Source organism: Herbaspirillum sp. Sphag64 (genome assembly GCF_014192645.1).
Taxonomy (GTDB): domain Bacteria; phylum Pseudomonadota; class Gammaproteobacteria; order Burkholderiales; family Burkholderiaceae_D; genus Herbaspirillum.
In genome coordinates this window covers 40,778-62,759 of the sequence record NZ_JACHYE010000002.1, presented here as the reverse complement: position 1 = coordinate 62,759, position 21,982 = coordinate 40,778, and the positions used below count along the sequence as shown (strand labels likewise).

The window sequence follows — 21,982 nt, the reverse complement described above, 5'->3', positions numbered from 1 at the left end:
AGAACGGGCCGCTAGCAAGGCGCTGACGCAGATGGTACGCAAGTACTGCAAGTCGGCAGCAACGCAGCGAGCATCCCGTTCTCGATCTCGCTAGATATCTGCCTCTGCTTCATTACCATGCTCCTCAATCCAGGCACGGCGGGATGAGGCTTCTCCTTTGCCCATGAGCATTGTGAAACGCGCCTGGGAGGCATCATGGTCGAACTCGCCCAGCGCCACCGGTAACAGGCGACGGGTATCCGGGTTCATGGTGGTTTCCCAGAGCTGTTCAGCATTCATTTCACCCAGACCTTTGAAGCGGGAGATGCTCCAGGCACCTTCCTTGAGGCCTTCCTTGCGCAGTTTGTCTTCAATTGCCTCCAACTCGCCGTCATCAAGCGCATACAGTTTTTGCACCGGTTTCTTGCCGCGTGCCGGGGCATCCACCCGATACAGCGGTGGTCGGGCGATGCAGATGTGGCCGTGGTCAATGAGCTTGGGGAAATGCTTGAAGAACAGTGTCAGCAGCAAGACCTGAATGTGCGAGCCGTCAACGTCCGCATCGGAGAGGATGCAGATCTTGCCATAGCGCAGGCCGGACAGGTCTGGATTGTCATGATTGCCATGCGGATCAACACCGATGGCAACCGCAATGTCATGAATTTCATTGTTGGCAAACAGGCGGTCGCGTTCGGTTTCCCAGGCGTTCAAGACCTTGCCGCGCAACGGCAGAATGGCCTGAAACTCCTTGTCTCGCCCCATCTTGGCGGAACCACCCGCCGAATCTCCCTCGACCAGGAATAGTTCGTTGCGGGTGATATCGTTGGACTCGCAATCGGTCAGCTTGCCGGGCAGCACGGCGACACCGGAAGATTTCTTTTTCTCGACCTTTTGTGCCGAGCGCAGGCGGCTTTGAGCCTGCTTGATGACCAGATCGGCGAGCTTTTTGCCGTATTCGACATGCTGGTTAAGCCACAACTCCAGCGCCGGCCGGGAGAAGGTTGAAACCAGTCGTACCGCGTCGCGTGAATTGAGGCGTTCTTTGATCTGGCCCTGGAACTGTGGATCCAGCACCTTGGCCGAGAGTACGAAGGAGACCCGCGCAAACACGTCTTCCGGGAGCAGCTTGACGCCCTTGGGTAGCAGCGAGTGCATTTCAACGAAGCTCTTGACGGCGCCAAACAAGCCTTCACGCAAGCCGGACTCATGCGTACCGCCGGCGGAGGTTGGGATCAGGTTGACGTAGGATTCGCGCACTACGTTGCCTTCTTCGGTCCATGCCACAACCCAGGCTGCACCTTCGCCTTCGGCAAAGCCATCGTTGTCGGTGCCGGCATATTGCTCGCCTTCAAACAGGGGAATCAGCGGTTCGGCGCTGGTTGATTGCGCCAACGACTCCAGCAGATAGCCGCGCAAGCCCTGGTCGTATTGCCAGCTTTGGACGTCGCCGGTCTTGGCATTAGCCAGCGAGACCTTGACACCCGGCAACAGTACAGCCTTGGAGCGCAGCAGGCGTTGCAGTTCCTGTTGCGAAATATTGGGGGAATCGAAGTATTTGGGATTCGGCCAGACAGTCACGCGGGTACCGGACTTCTTGTCCTCGCGGGTCATTGGGCGCGATTGCAGCTTTTCGATCAGATCGCCATCGGCAAAGGCCAGATTGTGTACGCCAGCTTCGCGCCATACCGTGATCTCCAGACGGGAGGCGAGGGCATTGGTGACCGAAACACCGACGCCGTGCAAACCACCCGAGAACGCGTAAGCACCGCCGCTACCCTTGTCGAATTTACCGCCGGCATGCAGGCGGGTGAAGACGATTTCGACCGTTGGGACCTTTTCTTCCGGATGCAGGCCAACGGGAATGCCGCGGCCATCATCTTCAACGCTGATGCTGCCGTCGGCATTGAGCGTGACCAGGATGTTCTTGCCGTGGCCGCCAAGTGCTTCATCGGAGGCATTGTCGATGACTTCCTGCAGGATATGCAGCGGGTTTTCAGTGCGGGTATACATCCCCGGGCGCTGTTTGACCGGTTCCAGTCCTTTGAGGACGCGGATGGAGGATTCACTGTAATCGGACGGAGTGGTTTTTTTGGTTGCCATGCAGATGAGGATCGAATCAGGTGAGCGGCCAGAATGGCCGCAAAAAACTGTCTACGCGCATTCTAATGAAAAATCGCCGATGGCAGGAGGTTTGGTCTGAACTTGCTTGACTAAATCGATGGTAAAGCAGGCCTCAGATGCAACAAGGCGGATCTGCAACCGGTGCAGATCCGCCTTGTCTGGTCTTGCTGGCAACAATGCTTCAGGCTTCAGGCAACCGGGGCAGCTTGAATACGCCCCGGCTGCCAGGTTTTAGCCCGCTACCGACTTCAGTGCAGCATTGAGGGTGGCGCTTGGACGCATCACTGCGCTGACTTTGGCCGCATCGGCCAGGTAGTAGCCGCCGATTTCCACCGGCTGACCTTGCACTGCCTTAAGTTCGGCAGCGATCTTTTGCTCGTTCTCGGTCAGTGTCTTTGCCAGTGGCGCAAACTTGGCTGCCAGTTCCGCGTCATCCTTTTGTGCTGCCAGTTCCTGTGCCCAGTACATCGCCAGGTAGAAATGGCTGCCACGGTTGTCCAGCTCGCCGGTCTTCGGGGAAGGCGACTTGTTGTTGTCGAGCAGCTTGCCGGTCGCATCATCGAGCGTCTTGGCCAGTACCTTGGCCTTGTTGTTACCATTCTTGATGCCCATGTCTTCCAGCGACACGGCCAGTGCCAGGAATTCACCCAGCGAGTCCCAGCGCAGATGGTTTTCTTCCACCAGCTGCTTGACGTGCTTCGGTGCGGAGCCGCCGGCACCGGTTTCGTACATGCCGCCACCGGCCATCAGTGGCACGATCGACAGCATCTTGGCGCTGGTGCCCAGTTCCATGATCGGGAACAGGTCAGTCAGGTAGTCGCGCAGGATGTTACCGGTCACCGAGATGGTGTCCAGACCGCGAATCACGCGTTCCAGGGTGTAACGCATGGCGCGTACTTGCGACATGATTTCGATGTCCAGGCCGGTTGTGTCGTGATCTTTCAGGTAGGTTTGTACCTTCTTGATCAGTTCCGCTTCGTGTGGACGGTATGGGTCCAGCCAGAACACGGCAGGCATGCCGGAGTTGCGGGCGCGGGTGACGGCCAGCTTGACCCAGTCACGGATCGGCGCATCCTTGACCTGGCACATACGCCAGATATCGCCCGCTTCGACGTTTTGCGACAGCAGCACTTCGCCAGTTGCCAGGTCAACGATGTTGGCTACGCCGTCTTCAGCGATTTCAAAGGTCTTGTCATGTGAACCGTATTCTTCCGCCTTTTGCGCCATCAGGCCAACGTTTGGCACGGTGCCCATGGTGGTTGGGTCGAAGTTGCCGTTGGTTTTGCAGAAGTTGATGATTTCCTGATAAATACGGGCAAAAGTGCTTTCTGGAATCAGCGCCTTGGTATCTTGTGGCTTGCCGTTAGCATCCCACATCTTGCCGCCGATACGGATCATCGCAGGCATCGAGGCGTCAACGATCACATCGTTTGGTGCGTGCAGGTTGGAAATGCCCTTGGCCGAATCAACCATCGCCAGCGAAGGACGATGTTCGTGACAGGCGTGCAGGTCACGGATGATTTCTTCCTTCTTGGACGACGGCAGGGTATCAATCTTTTCGTACAGATTGACCAGACCATTGTTGACGTTCACGCCCAGTTCATCGAACAGCTTGCCGTGCTTGGCAAACGCTTCCTTGTAGAAAATCTTGACGGCGTGACCGAAGACGATCGGGTGGGACACCTTCATCATGGTTGCCTTGACGTGCAACGACAGCATGATGCCGGTCTTGCGTGCATCTTCGAACTGTTCTTCGTAGAAGTCGCACAGTGCCTTCTTGCTCATGAACATGCTGTCGATGATTTCGCCAGCCTGCAGCGCGACCTTTGGCTTGAGCACGATCGCCTTGCCGCTCTTGGTGACCAGTTCCATCTTGACGTCGCGTGCCGCTTCCAGCGTCATCGACTTTTCGCCATGGTAGAAGTCGCCATGTTTCATGTGGGCAACGTGGGTGCGCGATGCCATGCTCCATTCGCCCATGCTGTGTGGGTGCTTGCGTGCATAACGCTTGATGGAGGCTGGTGCACGGCGGTCCGAGTTACCTTCACGCAGCACTGGGTTGACGGCGCTGCCGAGTACCTTGGAGTAGCGTTTGAGGATGTCTTTGTCAGCGTCAGTCTTTGGATCTTCTGGCAGGTCAGGAATCTTGTAACCGCGCGATTGCAGTTCACGGATGGCAGCTTGCAGCTGCGGTACGGAGGCGCTGATGTTTGGCAGCTTGATGATGTTGGCGTTGGGATCCTGAGTCAGTGCGCCCAGCGCAGCCAGGTTGTCAGGGACTTTTTGGTCATCATTCAGGAATTCTGGAAATTCGGCCAAAATCCGTGCCGCCACCGAAATATCGCTCTCGACCACGTTCACGCCCGCCGGTGCGGTAAAGGTGCGGATGATTGGGAGTAAGGAGTACGTCGCCAGCAGCGGCGCCTCGTCGGTAAGCGTATAGATGATGGTTGATTTATCTGCGGTCACGATATTGTCCTTGCGGTTAGTTGACTGTCCTGCCTCATTGTAATGGCGCTTCCTGTCACGAAACTGATGCGGCTCCGTTGCAATTTTATAATATGGGAGGGCATTTCGTGAAAAACTAGCCCGTAATAAGAAATTTTGATGCTTAAAATTGTCTTTTTGATAATAAAAACGATCAATTCAGGCTGCAAAAGGGCCATATCCCATTGCACCGAGAGTGCAGTGGGATTTTTATTGTTTTTGGGAAATTGATTGGTAGCGCAGAACGCGCTACCGAAATGATCAGTCCCGGTCGAGACGCCAGCTTGGCATGGCACGGACCACGCTATTGACCAGAATAGCGCAAATTGCACATTTGACAAGATCGCCGGGGATGAATACCAGTACTGCCAGTGCTGCCTGGGCAAAGCCCATGTGCGCTGCCAGCATCAGGCCAACGATCCCGAACAGGTAAACCACCACGATACCGCCGATGACCGAAGAGACGAAGGCCGCAACCAGCAGTGCCTTGCCTCGTGCCCGCGCCATGCGCCGCATGCACAGTCCGCAGACCCAGGCACCGACCAGCCAGCCGAGCAAAAAACCTGCAGACGGGGCAACAAAAACGGCCAGTCCGCCGCGACCTGAAGTCAGCAGGGGCAGGCCCAGCGCGACCGCCGTCAAAAACAGCAGCAGGGTCAGGAAGCCGCGGCGCGGGCCTAGCAGGCAACCAGCCAGCATCACACCCAGCGATTGCAGTGTAATGGGCACACCGAAGGGCATATCGATTTTGGGGATCAGGCCGAATGCGGCCATCACGGCAGCAAACAGCGCAATATAGGAGAGTGAGCGGGTAGAAGTCAGGGAGGCGGTGCGGTTCATCGGTATCTTGCCTGAAAGTGAAAAATAAAATTAATGCCCGAGTCGCGCTGCCAGTGCATCGGCCACACGCTCGGCACTTTGTAGCGCTCGCACGGCTAAGGGTGCCAGTAGTCGCCAGCTGCTGCTGCGACCACCGCGCGCCCTGTGAGCGTCATCCAGTCGTTGCCATTGGACAGTGAAATTTTCAGCGAAACGCAGCATCAGACCAATCCCGAGAGCGATTCGCTCGGTTGGCACACCCAGCCGTCGCAAAGGCGAAAGAAGCGTTTCAAGTACCTGCAGCAGATCGTCGAAACGGGTGGTCAGTGTCAGCATCAAGGCCAGCATGGTCGCGGCCATGAGTCGCAGTGCGGTGAGCAGCCCGATGGCCGGGTCGCCGATCCACCAGTGAAAGCCGATGATCAGCAGCGCCGCGACCAGCAAGCCACGCAACATGCGCCATTGACGCCAGGCTGCCCGACCCAGCGAGCAATAGAGTAGCGTGACCAGCGCACCGATCAATCCCATACTCGATAGTGAACTGACCATTACCAACGCAGTGCCTGCCAGCGACAGGGCCAGCAGCTTGCTCCAGGCTGGCAGCGCGTGCAGCCAGGTACGGCGGGTCAGGTAGAGACTAAGCATCGGTGGCCGGTTCGCTGGCAGTCAGGCTGCGGGTGCGGACATCTTCCGCATAAGCCGCACATATTTCAGATCCGGGACCATCACCGCGGAGCTGTCCACGGTCGATCCAGATGACACGCTCAAAGTCGCGCACGTGCTCCAGTAGATGGGTCGACAGGAGAATCTGCTGGGTGCTGGCCTTGATTTGCGCCGATAACCGGTATTGGCTCGGCAGGTCGAGGCTGGAATAGGGCTCGTCCAGTAACAGTGTTGTCGGTTGCGTGATATGCAGAGCCATCAGACAAACCTGCTGACGCTGGCCCTGACTCAGTTCGCCGATGGCGCGCTCAGCCCAGCTTGCCAGCCCGCGTCGCTGCAGGAACTGCAATGCCTGTGCACGGGCGGCGCGGCGCTCCTCACCGAGCGCCGTCAGGCTGAAGGCCAGCTCTTCAAGCACGGTGGGGAAGATGATCTGGTCATCCGGATTCTGGAACATCAGGCCGACCTGTCGCGGCAATTGCCGGCGTTGCTCCGGGCGCGCCGTATCCAGTCCATGCACCGTTACTCGTCCCGATTGGGGTTGTTCCAGGGCACTGATCAGGCGAAACAGACTGCTCTTGCCGGCGCCGTTGTCGCCAATGATGCCGATCCTAGATTGCGTCAGGTGCAGACTCAGATCGTTAAAGATCGGCTGATCGCCACGCTTGAGAGTGACGGCATCCAGAACCAGTCCAGTGGACAAGTTGGAGGATGCGTCATCGATCGCATGGATGGTTGATGTGGGCGTTGGCAAGGTCATGGTCAGAGGCAGCAGCGGCGCTGGGTACGCGCCGGGGCGCCATTATATGTCATGCCCTTTCAGTGCTGGCAGGTTCAGGCCTGCCGTAGTCCTGTTTCCACCGCGAGCGCAATCGAAAGCAGTCGATGGTCATTGCCGCCGGACGCCGCCAGACTTAGACCGACCGGGGCTTCACCATTGCCGGCATCGTGGCAGGGCAGGGAAATGGCGCAGCCATCCAGGAAGTTAATGATGCTGGGGTTGCGCAGCATCAGAGCGTTGGCGGCAAAATAGGCCTCATCGCTGGCCAACAGGTCGCGAATTTTTGGTGCCACGATAGGGACCGTGGGCATGATCAGCGCGTCGAAGCCGTCGAGCTGTTGCGTGACGGTTGCCATCCAGCGGCGACGGCTGTGCATGATATCAAGCAGATCGGCTGCACTTATTTCCCTGCCGCGCAGGATGCGGGAGATCACCCGAGGGTCGTAGGCTGACTCGGCGCGTGCAATCAGCTCCCGATGCCAGGCCCAGGCCTCGGCTGCGCTAAAGCCACCCTTGGCGTTGATTGCCGCCAATTCTCCCAGCGCAGGAAGTGTTTGTTCAATGATCAGGACACCCGCTGCCGACAGACGCGTCAAACTGCGCTGGAATGCGGCGGCAACCTCTGCATCCATGGCATCGAGCACGATGTTGGTCGGCAGCAGCAGGCGCAGACCGCGCAGCGACGTGATGGCAGGCGGGATAAAAGTTTCTCCGGCCAGGACCGCATCCATGATGGCACAGCACATCACGGTCGGAGCCATGGCGCCAATTGAATCCAGATTTTCTGACAGCGGCAAGACACCGTGGACAGGAACGCGCCGTGCGGTCGGCTTGAAACCGGTAATGCCCGTGAGCGCAGCAGGGATGCGAATCGAGCCACCGGTGTCCGAGCCCACTCCCGCTACCGCCATGCCATCGGTAACCGAAATGGCGGCGCCAGAGGATGAGCCGCCTGGAATGCGACCACCGTCAAGCTCGCGCTGCCAGGGATTGCGTGGCGTACCGTAATGCGGATTGATGCCTAGCCCGGAATAGGCGAATTCGGTCATGTTGGTGCGGCCGATAATGGATGCGCCAGCGTTGTTCAGGCGCTGCACGACCACGGCTGTTTCAGTAGCCGGTGGTGCCTCGCGCAGTGCTACTGAACCTGCCAGTGTGGGTTCACCTGCGACATCAAACAGGTCCTTGATTGACACTGGCAGGCCATCGATGGGCGAGCGCAGCAATCCGACCGGGCGCAGGGCGTCTGCTGCTGTTGCCGCGGCGCGCGCCTGCGATGGATAGAGCCGGGTAAATACCCGGCTGCCCTCGCCATCCGCTGCACTGGCGCGCTGTAATGCTTCTTCGGTCAGTTGGGTAGCACTCGTGCGGCTGCTGTGCAGATCGCTGATATGTTGTTGGATGCGGGTAATCATGGGTGTGCAGAGTGAGATGTAAGAATGCAGGCGAGGAAGGTGTCTTCTGGATAACAACGATACGGCAGTTTAGTCCACCTGCGCAAACTGGAATGGTTGTACCTCCCGTTCGATGGTGGGCCATAGTTCCAGTTCGGCTTTTTTGAGGTCGTAGGTTTGCTGCAGGGTAAGCCATGATTGCGCGTCACCGCCAAAGAAGCGCGCCAGTCGAAGCGCCGTATCAGGTGAGATGCTACGACGTTCATTGATGATCTCGCCGATGCGCGTCGCAGGCACGCGCAAGCCGATGGCTAGTGCATTGGCAGAGAGCTTGGCAGGGATGAGAAACTCTTCGCGCAGAATTTCCCCTGGATGAATCGCACGCAGGTTGTTATGACCTGGTTTGCTGATGGGGGGATGTTTTTTGCCTGCTGCTTTGGTCATGCTGTGCTCCTTGTGATAATCGACAATCTCTACCTGTTGAGCTCCTTCATCGCTCCAGGAGAAGCAGAGGCGCTATTGAGTATTGATGTGAATGCTGTACCGCCACTACAAACTGCCACTGAGGGCCTCCAGCCGATTACCCGGTGGCGAGCGCAGAAATTCGAGAGTTTCTTCGGCATCCAGCAGCGGTAGTTTGCGTTCCGAAATGGCCTGAATATTGACAAATTTCCGAACCTGCCGACTGTCAAAAAGCGCAGCGGTATCCTTGCATTTGGAGCTCAGTATCATATTGGATGTCGGTAGTTTATAACGTTTTACGTTATATGCATTGCGTTAAATATCGGGCGTTATGTTGCAGATGAACGGCGTTATCAGATTGACAGTGGACGAGTGGCAGAATTCTCTCTTTCTATTTGCAGAGACGCACACAGGTCTTTGGCGCAATTGACGATCATTTTTCAGCTATTGCTACGTCTTTTTTGGTGCATCCATCCCTGGCACATTCCACTTCTAGTGCATCGGTGCATGATCGCAGTGCAACAAAATTTTTTTTCATTTTTGAAAGAATATTTTCTTTACTTTTGAAAATAATGAAAATATATTTACATTTTTTACGGCTCTGATCTCGTGTTTTTACGAAGAATTCATGCTCAAAATGAACAACACAACACTGCAGGGTGCTGGCGCTGTAGCCAATGCGATAGGCAGGTTGTATCCCCATTTGTCAAAGTCGCATCGCAAGACGGCTGACTACGTGCTGGCCAACACCTTTCGTGCGGCCACGATGACCATTGATGAATTATCAGTGGCTGCCGGTATTTCGCTGGCGACTGCAAATAGGTTTGCCCATGCGCTCGGGTTTGATGGTTATGCGCCTTTCCGCAATGCGCTGGTGGCTGACTTCGCTACGTCACTGGCGCCAGTGGAGAAGATGCGTACCGAAGTACAGAAGAGCGCAAGTGCGACGGAAATCATCGCCAACGCTCTCAGTAATGACATTCACAATATCGAGGCAACACGCCGTGCGCTTGTGCCAGCCGATTGCGAACAGGTGGTGGATCTGATCTTGCAGGCCGATCGGGTATTTGTTGTAGGTTTCGGTGCAAGTGCATTTCTGTCCGGGATCATGGCGCATGCACTTGAGCCGTTTTGCCGGACGGTCTTGTCGGGGGCGCAGCCAGGTGGAGCGTCGCAGACTGCACGACAATTCATCAAGCTCGATGCGCGCGATGTCGTGATCGCCATGGCATATCCACGCTATGTAGTTGATACCGTGCGGCTAGCCAAGCGTGCGGTAGAGAAGGGCGCCAGGCTGATCGCCTTCACCGACTCGCCCGATTCGCCGCTGGCTTCGCTGGCCGAGGTCACCATCTATGCCACTACTGAGCGCCATATGTCACCGACCTCGGATGCTGCCGCACTGGTGCTGATCCAGGCTATCTGCGACGCCGTGGCGCATCGCGCCAAGCGCTCTGTGGAGGCGGCGTCCGAAATGACCGAATTCGTCTTGCCCTGGCTGTACCAGAAAGATCAGTCATCTGCACCCACAACTGTCTCCGGAAAAAGGCAGCGTATTCCCCCTAAGACAGCCACAAGGAAAAAAACATCATGACGCTTCCCCTGATTGCCATTCATGGTGGTGCCGGGACGATTACCCGTGCCGACCTGAGCGCAGCTGACGAAAAGAAATACCATGCTGCCCTGCAAGAGATTCTGGTAGCAGCACAAACCATCCTGACCAAGGGTGGTTCGGCCCTCGACGCCGTCACTGAAGCAGTACGACTGCTCGAAGATTGCCCCTTGTTCAATGCCGGAAAAGGCTCGGTCTACACCCGCAGCGGTACCCACGAGCTTGATGCCGCCATCATGGACGGTGCCACATTGGGCGCCGGTGCAGTGGCCAATGTGACGACTATTCGCAACCCAATCGTGGCTGCACGCGCGGTGATGACGCACAGCGCACACGTTTTGCTGGCTGGAAGCGGAGCCGAGACGTTTGCCAGGGAGCAGGGATTAGCGCCGGTGACGCCAGACTATTTTCATACCGAAGCACGCTATGCCCAATGGCAGCGGGTGCTGGCACAAGGCAATGGTCAGGCCGGTGCGCTCGATCACGATGGGGCTGCGTTGATTTTCCGGGAGTCCGCACATCAGGCAGCGTCCGCAGCACCGGTTGAGCCAATCGATCCTGACAGCAAGTTCGGCACGGTTGGTGCCGTGGCGCTGGACAGGCACGGCAACCTGGCGGCGGCAACTTCCACTGGTGGCATGACCAACAAGCAGGTCGGCCGGGTAGGCGATACACCATTGATCGGTGCCGGCTGCTACGCCGCCAACGCCACCGCAGCGGTATCGACGACGGGTACCGGAGAAGTCTTCATGCGTACTGTGGCCGCCTATGACGTTGCGGCGCGCATGGCCTACGCCGGTGCCAGTCTGGAGCAGGCTGCCGAGCAGGTGGTGATGCAGCTCTTGCCTGCCTATGAAGGACGTGGTGGCCTCATCGCCGTGGATGCACAAGGCAATCTGGCGTTGCCATTTAATACCGAAGGCATGTACCGCGGCTATGCCCGCGGCAGCGACACGCCAGTCACGGCGATTTACCGATAATAGGACGATCATGCAAGCTCCTCAGCATTCTCCGCAGGAACCAACTGCCGCTATTGCTAACGCTACCAACGCTGCTCAACGGGTGTTGACGGTAGAAAAACTTAGTGTGCGCTTCGGCCATGGTGAGCACGGCGTTGATGTGGTGCGCGACCTGTCATTCCATGTTGACCAGGGCAAGACACTGGCCATTGTCGGTGAGTCCGGATCGGGCAAGTCTGTATCGTCGCTGGCAATCATGCGCCTGATCGAACATGGCGGTGGCCGTATCGCCTCCGGCAGCATGCAGTTCCAGCGGCGCGATGGCAGCAGTCTGGATCTGGTCAATGCCTCGCAGGCCACCATGCGCAGCATCCGCGGTGCTGAGGTTGCGATGATTTTCCAGGAGCCGATGACTTCGCTCAATCCGGTTTTCACCGTTGGTGAGCAAATTGCCGAGTCGATTCGCCTGCATCAGCGCAAGAGTCACAGCGCCGCCCGTGCTGAAGCCTTGCGTATGCTGGAGCTGGTGCGTATTCCTGAAGCCCGGCGCGTGCTGGATCGACATCCACACCAGTTGTCAGGTGGCATGCGACAACGCGTGATGATTGCGATGGCCCTGTCTTGCAAGCCATCGCTGCTGATTGCCGACGAACCCACGACGGCACTGGATGTGACGATTCAGGCGCAGATTCTGCAATTGATTCGCTCCCTGCAGGAAGAAATGCACATGGGTGTGATGTTCATCACCCACGACATGGGCGTGGTCGCTGAAATCGCCGACCGGGTAGTGGTGATGTGTCGCGGCGAGAAAGTGGAAGAAAACCAGGTTGGTCCGATCTTTGCGGCGCCGACGCATGCCTACACCCAGTCGCTGTTGGCTGCGGTGCCGAGGCTCGGTGCCATGCGTGGTACCGATTTGCCACAACGCTTCGGAATTGCGGCGGAGACAACGACGCCAGCCGAATCCGGCGTGCCGGCAAAGCTGCCATCGGCGGCTGAGCCTATCCTCAAAGTGCGTGATCTGACGACACGTTTTGACGTCAAGAGTGGTCTGCTGGGACGCGTTAAACAGCGCGTCCATGCCGTCGAAAAGGTTAGCTTTGATCTCTATCCCGGTGAAACCCTCGCCATCGTCGGTGAATCTGGCTGCGGTAAATCCACAACCGGGCGTTCGCTCCTGCGTCTGGTCGAGATCAGCGGTGGGAAGGTTGAGTTCGGTGGCCGTAATCTGGCCGACTTACCGCGTGAGGAATTGCGCCATCTGCGTCGCGATATTCAGTTCATTTTTCAGGATCCGTTTGCTTCGCTGGACCCGCGCATGACAGTCGGTTATTCCATCATGGAGCCGTTGCTGGTCCATGGGATGAAGGAAGGCGCGCAGGAACGGGTGGATGCCTTGCTGACCCGGGTCGGTTTGTTGCCTGAACATGCACAGCGTTATCCGCACGAATTCTCTGGTGGTCAGCGCCAACGTATCTGTATCGCACGGGCGCTGGCTCTGAATCCCAAAATCGTGATTGCCGATGAATCGGTCTCCGCACTGGACGTGTCGATTCAAGCCCAGATCGTCAACCTGATGTTGGACCTGCAGGCCGAGCTGGGGATTTCCTTCATCTTCATTTCGCACGATATGGCGGTGGTGGAACGGATCAGCCATCGCGTCGCTGTGATGTATCTGGGACAGATCGTCGAGATCGGTCCGCGCCGCGCGATCTTTGAAAACCCGCAGCATCCCTATACCCGCAAGCTGATGTCGGCGGTACCGATTGCTGACCCGGCCTTGCGCCACCTGAAGCAGGCCCGTGCGGAGGAGCTCGCAGGTCAGATTCCAAGTCCGATTCGCGCCATTGGCGATGAACCGGTCGTTGCACCTTTGCAGCAGGTTGGTCCTGGTCACTATGTGGCAACGCACCGCGTAGCAGGGCAGTTCTAAGATACATTGTTAGTGATCAATCTTGTTAGCGGTTAACAGGGGGATTTGCAGTTAATGAAGTAAGTAATACCGCAGTCAATAAAGCAAGTCGGTTCAGTAGTCACAAGTCAAGCAACATCATCAGACAACAGGAGAGAACACATGACGACCCCTATTTTTCAACGCAGTGGCACGTTGGCGCGCTGGCTGGCGCTGGGCACACTGGGTGCAACGCTGCAGTTTGCTGCAACCCAGGCCTGGGCCACCAAGAGCGTAACCTTGGTCGTGGCACCGACCTTTACCACCATGGACCCGTATGATGCCAACGACACGCTATCACTGGCGGTGACCAAGTCCTTTTATCAAGGACTGTTCTCGTTCGACAAGGATATGCATCTGGTCAATGTGCTGGCCGAAGGCTATCTGGTCAGCAAGGATGGTCTGGAATACACCATCCGTCTGCGTCAGGGCGTCAAGTTTCATGACGGTACGCCGTTCAAGGCAGATGCGGTCAAGGCAGTGCTGGATCGGGTGACCAATCCGGATAACAAGCTCAAGCGTTACAACCTGTTCAATCGTGTGGCGCGTACCGAAGTGCTCAACGACTACACGGTCAAGATCGTCCTCAAGGAACCGTTCTCAGCTTTCATCAACGTACTGGCACACCCATCGGCTGTCATGATTTCGCCGACTGCACTCAAGCAATATGGCAACAAGGACATCGCATTTCATCCGGTCGGTACTGGCCCGTTCAAATTTGTTGAATGGAAGCAGACCGATTACCTGAAGGTCGAGAAATTCGCTGGTTACTGGAAGGCTGGTTACCCAAAGGTGGATGAAATTATCTGGAAGCCAGTCGTTGACAACAACTCGCGCTCGGCCATGATGCAGACTGGCGAAGCGATGTTCACCTATCCGCTGCCGTTCGAACAGGCCGAGCTGCTCAAGGGCAAGAGCAATATTGATCTGGTTAGCTCCCCATCGATCATTCAACGCTACATTTCTTTTAATACCCGTCAAAAGCCGTTTGATAACCCGAAGGTGCGTCAGGCAATCAATTACGCCATCAACAAGGACGCGCTGGTCAAGGTAGCGTTCAGCGGCTATGCAGCACCGATGGATGGTGTCTTGCCACAAGGAGTGGATTACGCCGTCAAGACTGGTCCTTGGCCCTATGACGTGAAGAAGGCCAAGGCATTGCTGGCTGAAGCTGGTTATCCCAATGGTTTTGAAACCGAACTCTGGTCAGCCTATAACCACACCACAGCACTGAAGATCATTCAGTTTGTGCAGCAGCAATTGGCACAGGTTGGTATCAAGGCCAAGGTGCAGGCGCTGGAAGCGGGTCAACGGGTGGAGAAGGTTGAGAGTGCGCCAAATCCGGATACGGCGCCGGTGCGTATGTATTACGTCGGCTGGTCGTCATCTACCGGTGAGGCCGATTGGGGCCTGCGGCCATTGCTGGCGTCGGAATCCTTCCCGCCGAAACTGTTCAATACTGCGTACTACAAGAGCGACAAGGTTGACAGTGATATTGCCAAGGCCCTTACAGTGACTGAACGCGATCAAAAAGCTGCTCTGTACAAAGACGCACAGCAAGAAATCTGGAAGGACGCACCGTGGGCCTTCCTGGTAACAGAAAAGATGTTGTACGCCCGCAGCAAGAACCTCAAAGGTATTTATGTGATGCCTGACGGCTCGTTCAACTTTGATGAAATCGATCTGAAGTAATCACGTTAGCGGAAGTAACCGACCTGCACCGGCGACGGTGCAGGTCCCCGATTGTTTGATTGAAGTGCTATTGATTCATTGCAGGACACGCCATGTTTTCTTACGTCTTAAAACGCCTGATGGGTTTGATCCCGACCTTGTTTCTGGTCGGTGTGATGGTCTTCCTGTTTGTGCACCTGTTGCCGGGGGACCCCGCACGTCTGGCCGCCGGTCCGGAGGCCGATGAACAGACGGTCGCCATGGTGCGCAGTGATCTGGGCCTGGATCTGCCGATCCACAAGCAGTTTGTGCGCTTTGTTGTCAATGCAGCGCATGGCGACTTTGGCATCTCGCTGCGGACCAAACTGCCCGTGACGCAGGAAATCATGGAGCGCTTCTGGCCGACACTCTGGCTGACCATTACCAGCATGGTGTGGGCGGTCGTGTTTGGCTTGTTCATTGGTATATTTTCAGCGGTATGGCGCAACGAATGGCCAGACCGTGTTGGCATGACACTGGCCGTATCCGGGATTTCCTTCCCGCCGTTTGCGCTGGGCATGGTGCTCATGGAAGTCTTTGCCGTGCAGCTGGGCTGGCTGCCAACGGTCGGTGCCGACAGCTGGCGTCACTATATCTTGCCATCGCTGACACTGGGTGCCGGTGTGGCAGCGATCATGGCGCGCTTCACGCGCTCCTCGTTCATTGAAATCCTCAAGGAAGACTTTGTGCGCACCGCACGTGCCAAGGGCTTGTCCGAGCGTGTGGTGGTTGCCAAGCATTGCCTGCGTAACGCGCTGATTCCGGTAGTGACCATGATGGGCTTGCAGTTCGGCTTTTTGCTGGGCGGTTCGATTGTGGTCGAAAAAGTATTCAACTGGCCCGGTATGGGGCGCCTGCTGGTCGATGCGGTTGAAATGCGCGACTACCCGATCATTCAGGCCGAGATCCTGCTGTTCTCGCTGGAATTCATTTTTATCAATCTGGTGGTGGACGTGCTATACGCGGTCATCAATCCGAGCATCCGTTACAAGTGAGGCACGCATGTCAACTTCTACCACTCCTATGAGCGTGACCAACACCAGTCAGCCGCAGAAAGTCCGTACTCCCTGGAGCGAATTCTGGCGCAAGTTCAAGAAGCAGCCACTGGCGTTGGGGGCTGCGGGATTCGTTATATTTCTGGTCATCGTTGCGATTCTGGCACCTTATATTTCGCCATACGACGCAGAGAATTACTTTGATTACGATGCCCTCAATGCCGGCCCCTCCTGGCAGCATTGGTTCGGCGTTGATTCGCTGGGTCACGATATTTTCAGTCGGGTTCTGGTTGGTACCCAGCTTTCGCTCACGGTAGGTTTTTCTTCGGTGGCGCTGGGCGCCATCGTTGGTACGTTTGCAGGCTTGCTGGCCGGATATTACGAAGGTTGGGCTGATCGCATCATCATGCGTATCTGCGATGTCCTGTTTGCCTTTCCCGGCATTCTGCTGGCGATAGCGATTGTCGCCATCCTTGGCAATGGCATGGGCAACGTGATTATTGCGGTGGCTATTTTCAGTATTCCGGCGTTTGCCCGTCTGGTACGCGCCAATACGCTGTCGCTCAAGCAACTGACCTACATCGAGGCGGTTCGCAGCATCGGTGCGCGGGATATGACCATTATCTGGCGCCATATCTTCCCCGGTACGATTTCGTCCGTGGTGGTGTATTTCACCATGCGTATCGGTACCTCGATCATTACCGCCGCCAGTTTGTCCTTCCTCGGTCTTGGTGCGCAACCACCAACGCCGGAGTGGGGCGCCATGCTCAACGAAGCGCGTGCCGACATGATGACTTCGCCGCATATTGCGATCTTCCCGAGCCTGGCTATTTTTCTGACCGTGCTTGCCTTCAATCTGCTGGGTGACGGCTTGCGCGATGCACTGGACCCCAAGCTGGATCGTAAATAAGGAACCATTCTGCGCCGGTCACGGCAGTTGACCCGCGCACCGGATTTCATGATGCAAACTTCTCCTCTGAACGCGGTTCCCCACATTGGCCGTCTGTCATCCGGCCCGGTTGGCAATATCGCCGACGTCAGTGGCGTCAGTGTTGGTCATTGCACACTCAACTACCAGCATATTCAGACCGGTGTAACCGTGGTGCGCGCCCATGCAGGTGATGCGTTCCTTGACAAGGTGCCGGCCGCAGCGGTAACCCTGAATGGCTTTGGCAAGAGTATCGGGCTGTTGCAGGTGCAGGAACTGGGTGTGCTGGAAACGCCGATCGCACTGACTAACACCTTTGCCGTCGGTACGGTGGCAACCGCACAGATGCGCGCAGCCTGTGCAGATAATCCTGAAATTGGTCGTGCCTTGCCAAGCGTTAATCCGCTGGTGTTCGAATGCAATGACGGTTACCTCAACGATATGCAGGCATTTGCCGTCGAGGAGCATCACTATCTGCAAGCACTCAACAGCGCATCGGGTTCGTTTGTCCAGGGGGCGGTCGGGGCCGGGAGAGGGATGTCCTGCTTTGAGCTCAAAGGCGGTATTGGTAGCGCATCGCGGCTGGTCAGTATTGGCGGGAATGGCTATACCGTTGGTGCACTGGTACTGGCCAATTTTGGCAAGCTGGAAGATTTGATCCTCAACGGCGATACCGTCGGGCGTCGCCTCAAGGGTATGCAAAAGGCCAATCGTGAGCCGGAGAAAGGCTCCATCATCATGCTCATCGCCACCGATGCCCCTCTGGACGCGCGTCAATTGCGGCGTCTGGCCAGTCGGGCTGGCGCAGGTCTGGCACGTACCGGGTCGGTGTATGGGCATGGCAGCGGGGATATCGCACTGGCGTTTTCCACAGCACAGACGGTGCCTCAATGGCAGCCTGCGCAAGTAGCTGTATCTCAATTTCAATGTATGCACGACGCCTTGCTCGACCCGCTGTTTCATGCCGCAGCCGATAGCATCGAGCAAGCCATTATCAACGCCCTGTTTGCCGCGGACGCGGTGACGGGCAGGGACGGTCATCAACGGCAGACGCTACGCGACATGCTGGCAATGCTGGCGACCATGGAGGAAGCATGAAGTGTTTGATTTCTGTCGATATCGAAGGTATCGCTGGCGTATTTCATCCCGAACAGACGCGGGCCGGTAATGGCGAGTATGAGCGCGCCCGTCGCCAGATGACGGCCGAAGCCAATGCCGCCATTCGCGGCGCATTGGCAGCCGGCGCAACTCAGATTGTGGTGAATGATTCACACGGTGGTTTCCGCAATCTCTTGCCCGATCTGCTGCATTCGCAAGCCCGGACGGTACTGGGCAAGCCACGCACGCTTGGGATGATGGGGGGGATTGATGCCGACACCGATGCCGTGATGCTGGTGGGCTATCATGCGCGCTCGCAGACACAGGGCATTCTGGCGCACACCATCAACAGCTTTGCCTTTTCCCGTGTCTGGTTCAACGACAAAGAGTTAGGTGAGGCCGGCATCTACGGCGCACTGGCCGGTGAACTTGGCGTACCGGTGATTTTTGGTAGTGGCGACGATGTCTTCGTGACGGAGACGCAACCCTTGTTCCCGCAGGCGACCTTCGCCGAGATCAAGCGGGCGCATGGTAGCAACAGCGGTGACTCGCTGTCGCAACAGGCCGCTTGTGACTTGATCGAGCAGACAGCGCATCAGGCGGTAGCCAGGGCGCTGGTGGCACGTCCTCCTGCATTCCAGATCGACGGGTCATTGCAATGTCGTCTGCAGGTGCAGACGCCGGCGTTGACCGACCTGTTCTGCCAGTTACCGATCGTAGAGCGGATCGACGCCGTTACGCTGCAATGGACTGCACCTTCAGTGGCCTATGCCGTTCGGGTGCTCAACTGCCTGTCAGCGATGTCCTTCATGCTGCGCTGATTCGAGATAGCGACAGCATCGCAGCGATCCGTTTTCATATCGTCTCGATCCTCCTTTAACGGCAGTAGTATCGTCCACAGCAAGTGCTCTGGCCTGGCTGCTACTGGCAATTTTCTCCGGTAGCAGCGGGGGTACCTGATCACGACCGCCAAACCGGACGCGCTTGCACTGATCGACATGGATGAGATGCGTTCCCCTTGCGACAAATGAATCGAGGAGCAGGAACCGTTATGTCTAAATCGGGAGAACTGGTGCGAGTGCATGTGCAATTGATGACAGCGGATACGCTGCTGTTTGCCAATGGCAATCAGCAAGTCACGGTGCAGGTCAAGGTAGAAGTGCATCTCTATCGCGACGGTAGCTTCTTCATGCGCGCATTGACACCGGTTGAGCGCGATAGTATTCGCTTGCGGCGCTGGTCAGAGCAGCTCGATGACTATTTGCCCGACGGCTGGTTCATGGATTACACGCGCAATGATTACGATCAGGGCGTACCGGGTCACACCCAGCCGTCGTCAGAAGCAGCGGCAACGCGAGCGCTTGCCCCTGAAAATACATTTACCCGCTATTTGCGGGCTTCCAAGATCGACACGCAGCGCTTCATGGTAGTGGTCGATATTGAGGGATATGGATCGGTGACCTCGTTTGCGACTGATCCAGGGGCAACGATTTCCTCGATGGTGCCGTTAGTGATTCCAGCGCAAACCTTACTGCGGCGCGATCAGCTAGAGCTTGATCAGGAGCGTGCAGACAACGCGCGGCGGCAGTTTCTTGTCAGTTACTTTGATTTTCCGGATTCGCGTATGTCTGTGCATTCGATGCGTTTTTACACAGGGATCGTCATTCCTGAAATGCCAAGTGGGTCGCGTCAATTCTATCGTCGCGACCAGCGGTTTATGGGAGGGGTATTGCCATCGGTGGTTTATCTGACACCGCGTCAGATTGTCGGGCGTGAACTTGCTGAGAGCTTACCCGATCCGGATCAGGAGTTGCTGATTGCCCCTGCCGCAGTGAGGGCATTCATGTTTTTTGATAGTGAGACCGAGCCTGGTTTTGACTGGGTGACCACGTCAACCATCCTCATTACCGACAACTTCGGTAACCCGCAGCGTTATATCCTCAGTGAGCTCGATCAGCAAATTGTCATCAATGACGATTGAAAAAGTTGATCTGGATCTGCAGCCTGCGAGAGCAAGGCCGCAGTAATCGCTTGCTCTCGCTGAGCACCTTACTCCAGCTTGGTAGCGTGTTCGCGAGTGGCGTGGAAGGTGACACCCGGCCAGCGTTCCTGGGTCAGACGCAGATTGACACCGGAGCTTGCCAGATACGCCAGATTGCCGGCTGCATCATGGGCTAGATTGAAGCCGGCTGAGGATTTTTCAAAATCAGCCATCATCTTCTTGTCATCACAGGTCACCCAGCGTGCGCTACTGATGCTGGTACCTTCAAATACCGCATCGACGCCATACTCGTTGAGCAGACGACTAGCCACGACTTCAAACTGCAGCACCCCGACCGCACCCAGGATCAGATCACTATTGTTGGTCGGCTTGAAGACCTGCACCGCACCTTCTTCGCCCAATTGCTGCAAGCCTTTATGCAACTGTTTGATCTTGAGCGGATTACGAATCCGTGCCACGCGGAAGAAGTCGGGCGCAAAGTACGGGATGCCGGTGAACTGCAGCATTTCGCCTTCCGAAAAGCTGTCACCAATCTGCATGTTGCCGTGATTCGGCAAGCCGATAATGTCACCAGCGTAGGCTTCTTCAACCTGTTCACGGCTCGAAGCCATGAACGTCACCACCGACGATACCTTGATATCGCGGTTCAAACGCAGATGCTTGAGCTTCATGCCGCGTTCGAAGCGACCCGAGCACACCCGCAGGAATGCAATGCGGTCGCGGTGGGCCGGATCCATATTGGCCTGGATTTTGAAAACGAAGCCAGAGAAAGGCGCTTCATTGGGAGCTACCTTACGTACTGTGGCATCTCGGCCGCCAGGGCCGGGAGCCCAGTCGAGCAGTGCATTGAGGATTTCGCGCACACCAAAGTTGTTGATCGCCGAACCAAAGAAGACCGGTGTTTGCACGCCAGCCAGGAAGTCATTCAGGTCGAAGGGATGTGAGGCGCCATGCACCAGTTCCACTTCCATTTTGAGCTGTTCGATTTCCAGCGGGAACATCTCGACCAGCTTGGGATTATCGATACCTTTGATGATTTCCACGCTGCCATCGGCGCGTTCTTCACCGGCCTTGAACAACATGATTTCATCGCGCAGCAAGTGATAGACACCACGGAAATTCTTTCCCATCCCGATTGGCCAGGTCACCGGTGCGCATTGAATTTTCAGTACCGACTCCAGCTCATCGAGCAACTCCAATGGATCACGGGTTTCGCGGTCCATTTTGTTCATGAAGGTGATGATGGGAGTATTGCGCATGCGGCAGACGTTGAGCAGCTTGATCGTCTGTTCTTCCACGCCCTTGGCCGCATCAATGACCATTAATGCAGAGTCCACTGCCGTCAGGACGCGATAGGTATCTTCCGAGAAATCCTGGTGGCCCGGTGTATCAAGCAGGTTGACTACATGGTCGCGATACTCGAACTGCATCACCGAGCTGGCCACGGAAATACCACGTTGCTTTTCGATTTCCATCCAGTCGGAGGTCGCGTGACGACCGCTCTTGCGTGCCTTCACCGTACCAGCCAGCTGAATCGCACCCGAGAACAACAGCAGCTTTTCAGTTAGCGTCGTTTTACCGGCGTCAGGGTGGGAGATGATGCCGAAGGTGCGACGGCGCGCAACTTCGCGTGCGATCAGCTCAATCGGCACGTTGCCGCGGGCACTGCTGTCTTGATCTGCGGTATCGGGAGTCATGTCTTGCATGGTGAGTCTGTGGAGCGTCGAATGATGGTGGAGCGATGATAGCGAGGGGCGCGTCACGCAGGCCAGGGTTGGCACAGCGATGACTCAGGCAAACACGGTATCGATACGGAAAACGAAAAAGGGCTGGATGATCCAACCCTTTAGATCCAAGCTTGGTTTTCCGCTATCGGCGGCGCCTGATCACGTCGCGAAAGGAGTAATTATAGCGTATTCAGACACCAGTTCCGCGTCTGAAGCCCCTGCGGCGCACGTCATGGATCGCCTGCAACGGCGTGCGTAGAAAGTAAGGATCTGATCATGATTTAGCTGAGTCAA

At 56.6% G+C, this 21,982-nt stretch carries 18 protein-coding genes; 9 read left to right on the top strand and 9 right to left on the bottom strand.

What is annotated here, in order from left to right:
- Positions 1 to 90: 90 nt before the first annotated feature.
- The 8 genes from FHW66_RS05280 to FHW66_RS05245 form a co-directional block, all read right to left on the bottom strand.
- The gene (locus FHW66_RS05280; protein WP_183378725.1) at positions 91 to 2,079 is read right to left on the bottom strand and encodes a DNA topoisomerase IV subunit B; all 1,989 of its coding nucleotides are present in this window, start codon (positions 2,077 to 2,079) and stop codon (positions 91 to 93) included.
- 252 nt (positions 2,080 to 2,331) lie between these two features.
- Positions 2,332 to 4,569, bottom strand: coding sequence for an NADP-dependent isocitrate dehydrogenase (locus FHW66_RS05275; protein ID WP_183378724.1), 2,238 nt, complete (start codon positions 4,567 to 4,569; stop codon positions 2,332 to 2,334).
- Between the two features lie 279 nt (positions 4,570 to 4,848).
- Positions 4,849 to 5,427: a biotin transporter BioY gene (locus FHW66_RS05270; RefSeq protein ID WP_183378723.1), complete on the bottom strand. Its 579-nt coding sequence runs from the start codon at positions 5,425 to 5,427 to the stop codon at positions 4,849 to 4,851.
- Between the two features lie 30 nt (positions 5,428 to 5,457).
- On the bottom strand, positions 5,458 to 6,051 hold the full coding sequence (locus FHW66_RS05265) for an energy-coupling factor transporter transmembrane protein EcfT (protein WP_183378722.1): 594 nt from the start codon (positions 6,049 to 6,051) through the stop codon (positions 5,458 to 5,460).
- A complete protein-coding gene (locus tag FHW66_RS05260) occupies positions 6,044 to 6,829 on the bottom strand; it encodes an energy-coupling factor ABC transporter ATP-binding protein (protein WP_183378721.1) in 786 nt (261 codons plus the stop codon). Before FHW66_RS05260 ends, FHW66_RS05265 begins: the two co-directional genes overlap by 8 nt.
- A 74-nt stretch (positions 6,830 to 6,903) precedes the next feature.
- Positions 6,904 to 8,265 carry an amidase gene (locus tag FHW66_RS05255; RefSeq protein ID WP_183378720.1) on the bottom strand — a complete coding sequence of 454 codons (1,362 nt, stop codon included), beginning with the start codon at positions 8,263 to 8,265 and terminating at the stop codon, positions 6,904 to 6,906.
- A gap of 69 nt (positions 8,266 to 8,334) precedes the next feature.
- Positions 8,335 to 8,688, bottom strand: a complete 354-nt coding sequence (locus FHW66_RS05250; RefSeq protein ID WP_183379066.1) for a HigA family addiction module antitoxin — start codon at positions 8,686 to 8,688, stop codon at positions 8,335 to 8,337.
- Between the two features lie 105 nt (positions 8,689 to 8,793).
- A complete protein-coding gene (locus FHW66_RS05245; RefSeq protein ID WP_370543409.1) occupies positions 8,794 to 8,976 on the bottom strand; it encodes a type II toxin-antitoxin system RelE/ParE family toxin in 183 nt (60 codons plus the stop codon).
- A 358-nt stretch (positions 8,977 to 9,334) separates the two neighbouring features.
- Here FHW66_RS05245 and FHW66_RS05240 point away from each other — a divergent pair, with 358 nt between their 5' ends.
- The 9 genes from FHW66_RS05240 (at position 9,335) to FHW66_RS05200 (ending at position 19,940) form a co-directional block, all read left to right on the top strand.
- Entirely contained in the window at positions 9,335 to 10,300 is a 966-nt protein-coding gene (locus FHW66_RS05240) for a MurR/RpiR family transcriptional regulator (protein WP_183378719.1), read from the top strand.
- Complete coding sequence (locus FHW66_RS05235; RefSeq protein WP_183378718.1) at positions 10,297 to 11,298, top strand: isoaspartyl peptidase/L-asparaginase family protein; 1,002 nt, start codon at positions 10,297 to 10,299, stop codon at positions 11,296 to 11,298. Before FHW66_RS05240 ends, FHW66_RS05235 begins: the two co-directional genes overlap by 4 nt.
- Positions 11,299 to 11,308: 10 nt before the next feature.
- Positions 11,309 to 13,210: a dipeptide ABC transporter ATP-binding protein gene (locus FHW66_RS05230; protein WP_183378717.1), complete on the top strand. Its 1,902-nt coding sequence runs from the start codon at positions 11,309 to 11,311 to the stop codon at positions 13,208 to 13,210.
- A gap of 141 nt (positions 13,211 to 13,351) precedes the next feature.
- Positions 13,352 to 14,920: a glutathione ABC transporter substrate-binding protein GsiB gene (gene gsiB, locus FHW66_RS05225; protein WP_183378716.1), complete on the top strand. Its 1,569-nt coding sequence runs from the start codon at positions 13,352 to 13,354 to the stop codon at positions 14,918 to 14,920.
- Between the two features lie 92 nt (positions 14,921 to 15,012).
- Positions 15,013 to 15,933 (top strand): glutathione ABC transporter permease GsiC, encoded by a 921-nt coding sequence (gene gsiC, locus FHW66_RS05220; RefSeq protein ID WP_183378715.1) that lies wholly within the window; start codon positions 15,013 to 15,015, stop codon positions 15,931 to 15,933.
- 7 nt (positions 15,934 to 15,940) lie between these two features.
- Positions 15,941 to 16,843: a glutathione ABC transporter permease GsiD gene (gene gsiD / locus FHW66_RS05215; RefSeq protein WP_183378714.1), complete on the top strand. Its 903-nt coding sequence runs from the start codon at positions 15,941 to 15,943 to the stop codon at positions 16,841 to 16,843.
- A gap of 48 nt (positions 16,844 to 16,891) precedes the next feature.
- Positions 16,892 to 17,959: a P1 family peptidase gene (locus FHW66_RS05210; RefSeq protein WP_183378713.1), complete on the top strand. Its 1,068-nt coding sequence runs from the start codon at positions 16,892 to 16,894 to the stop codon at positions 17,957 to 17,959.
- Positions 17,956 to 18,780 carry a M55 family metallopeptidase gene (locus FHW66_RS05205; RefSeq protein ID WP_183378712.1) on the top strand — a complete coding sequence of 275 codons (825 nt, stop codon included), beginning with the start codon at positions 17,956 to 17,958 and terminating at the stop codon, positions 18,778 to 18,780. The genes FHW66_RS05210 and FHW66_RS05205 overlap by 4 nt, the downstream gene beginning before the upstream one ends.
- A 230-nt stretch (positions 18,781 to 19,010) precedes the next feature.
- Positions 19,011 to 19,940 carry a hypothetical protein gene (locus FHW66_RS05200; protein ID WP_183378711.1) on the top strand — a complete coding sequence of 310 codons (930 nt, stop codon included), beginning with the start codon at positions 19,011 to 19,013 and terminating at the stop codon, positions 19,938 to 19,940.
- Positions 19,941 to 20,008: 68 nt separating this feature from the next.
- Here the strand turns inward: FHW66_RS05200 and FHW66_RS05195 are convergent, their stop codons facing one another.
- Complete coding sequence (locus tag FHW66_RS05195; protein WP_255458853.1) at positions 20,009 to 21,658, bottom strand: peptide chain release factor 3; 1,650 nt, start codon at positions 21,656 to 21,658, stop codon at positions 20,009 to 20,011.
- Between the last annotated feature and the right edge of the window lie 324 nt (positions 21,659 to 21,982).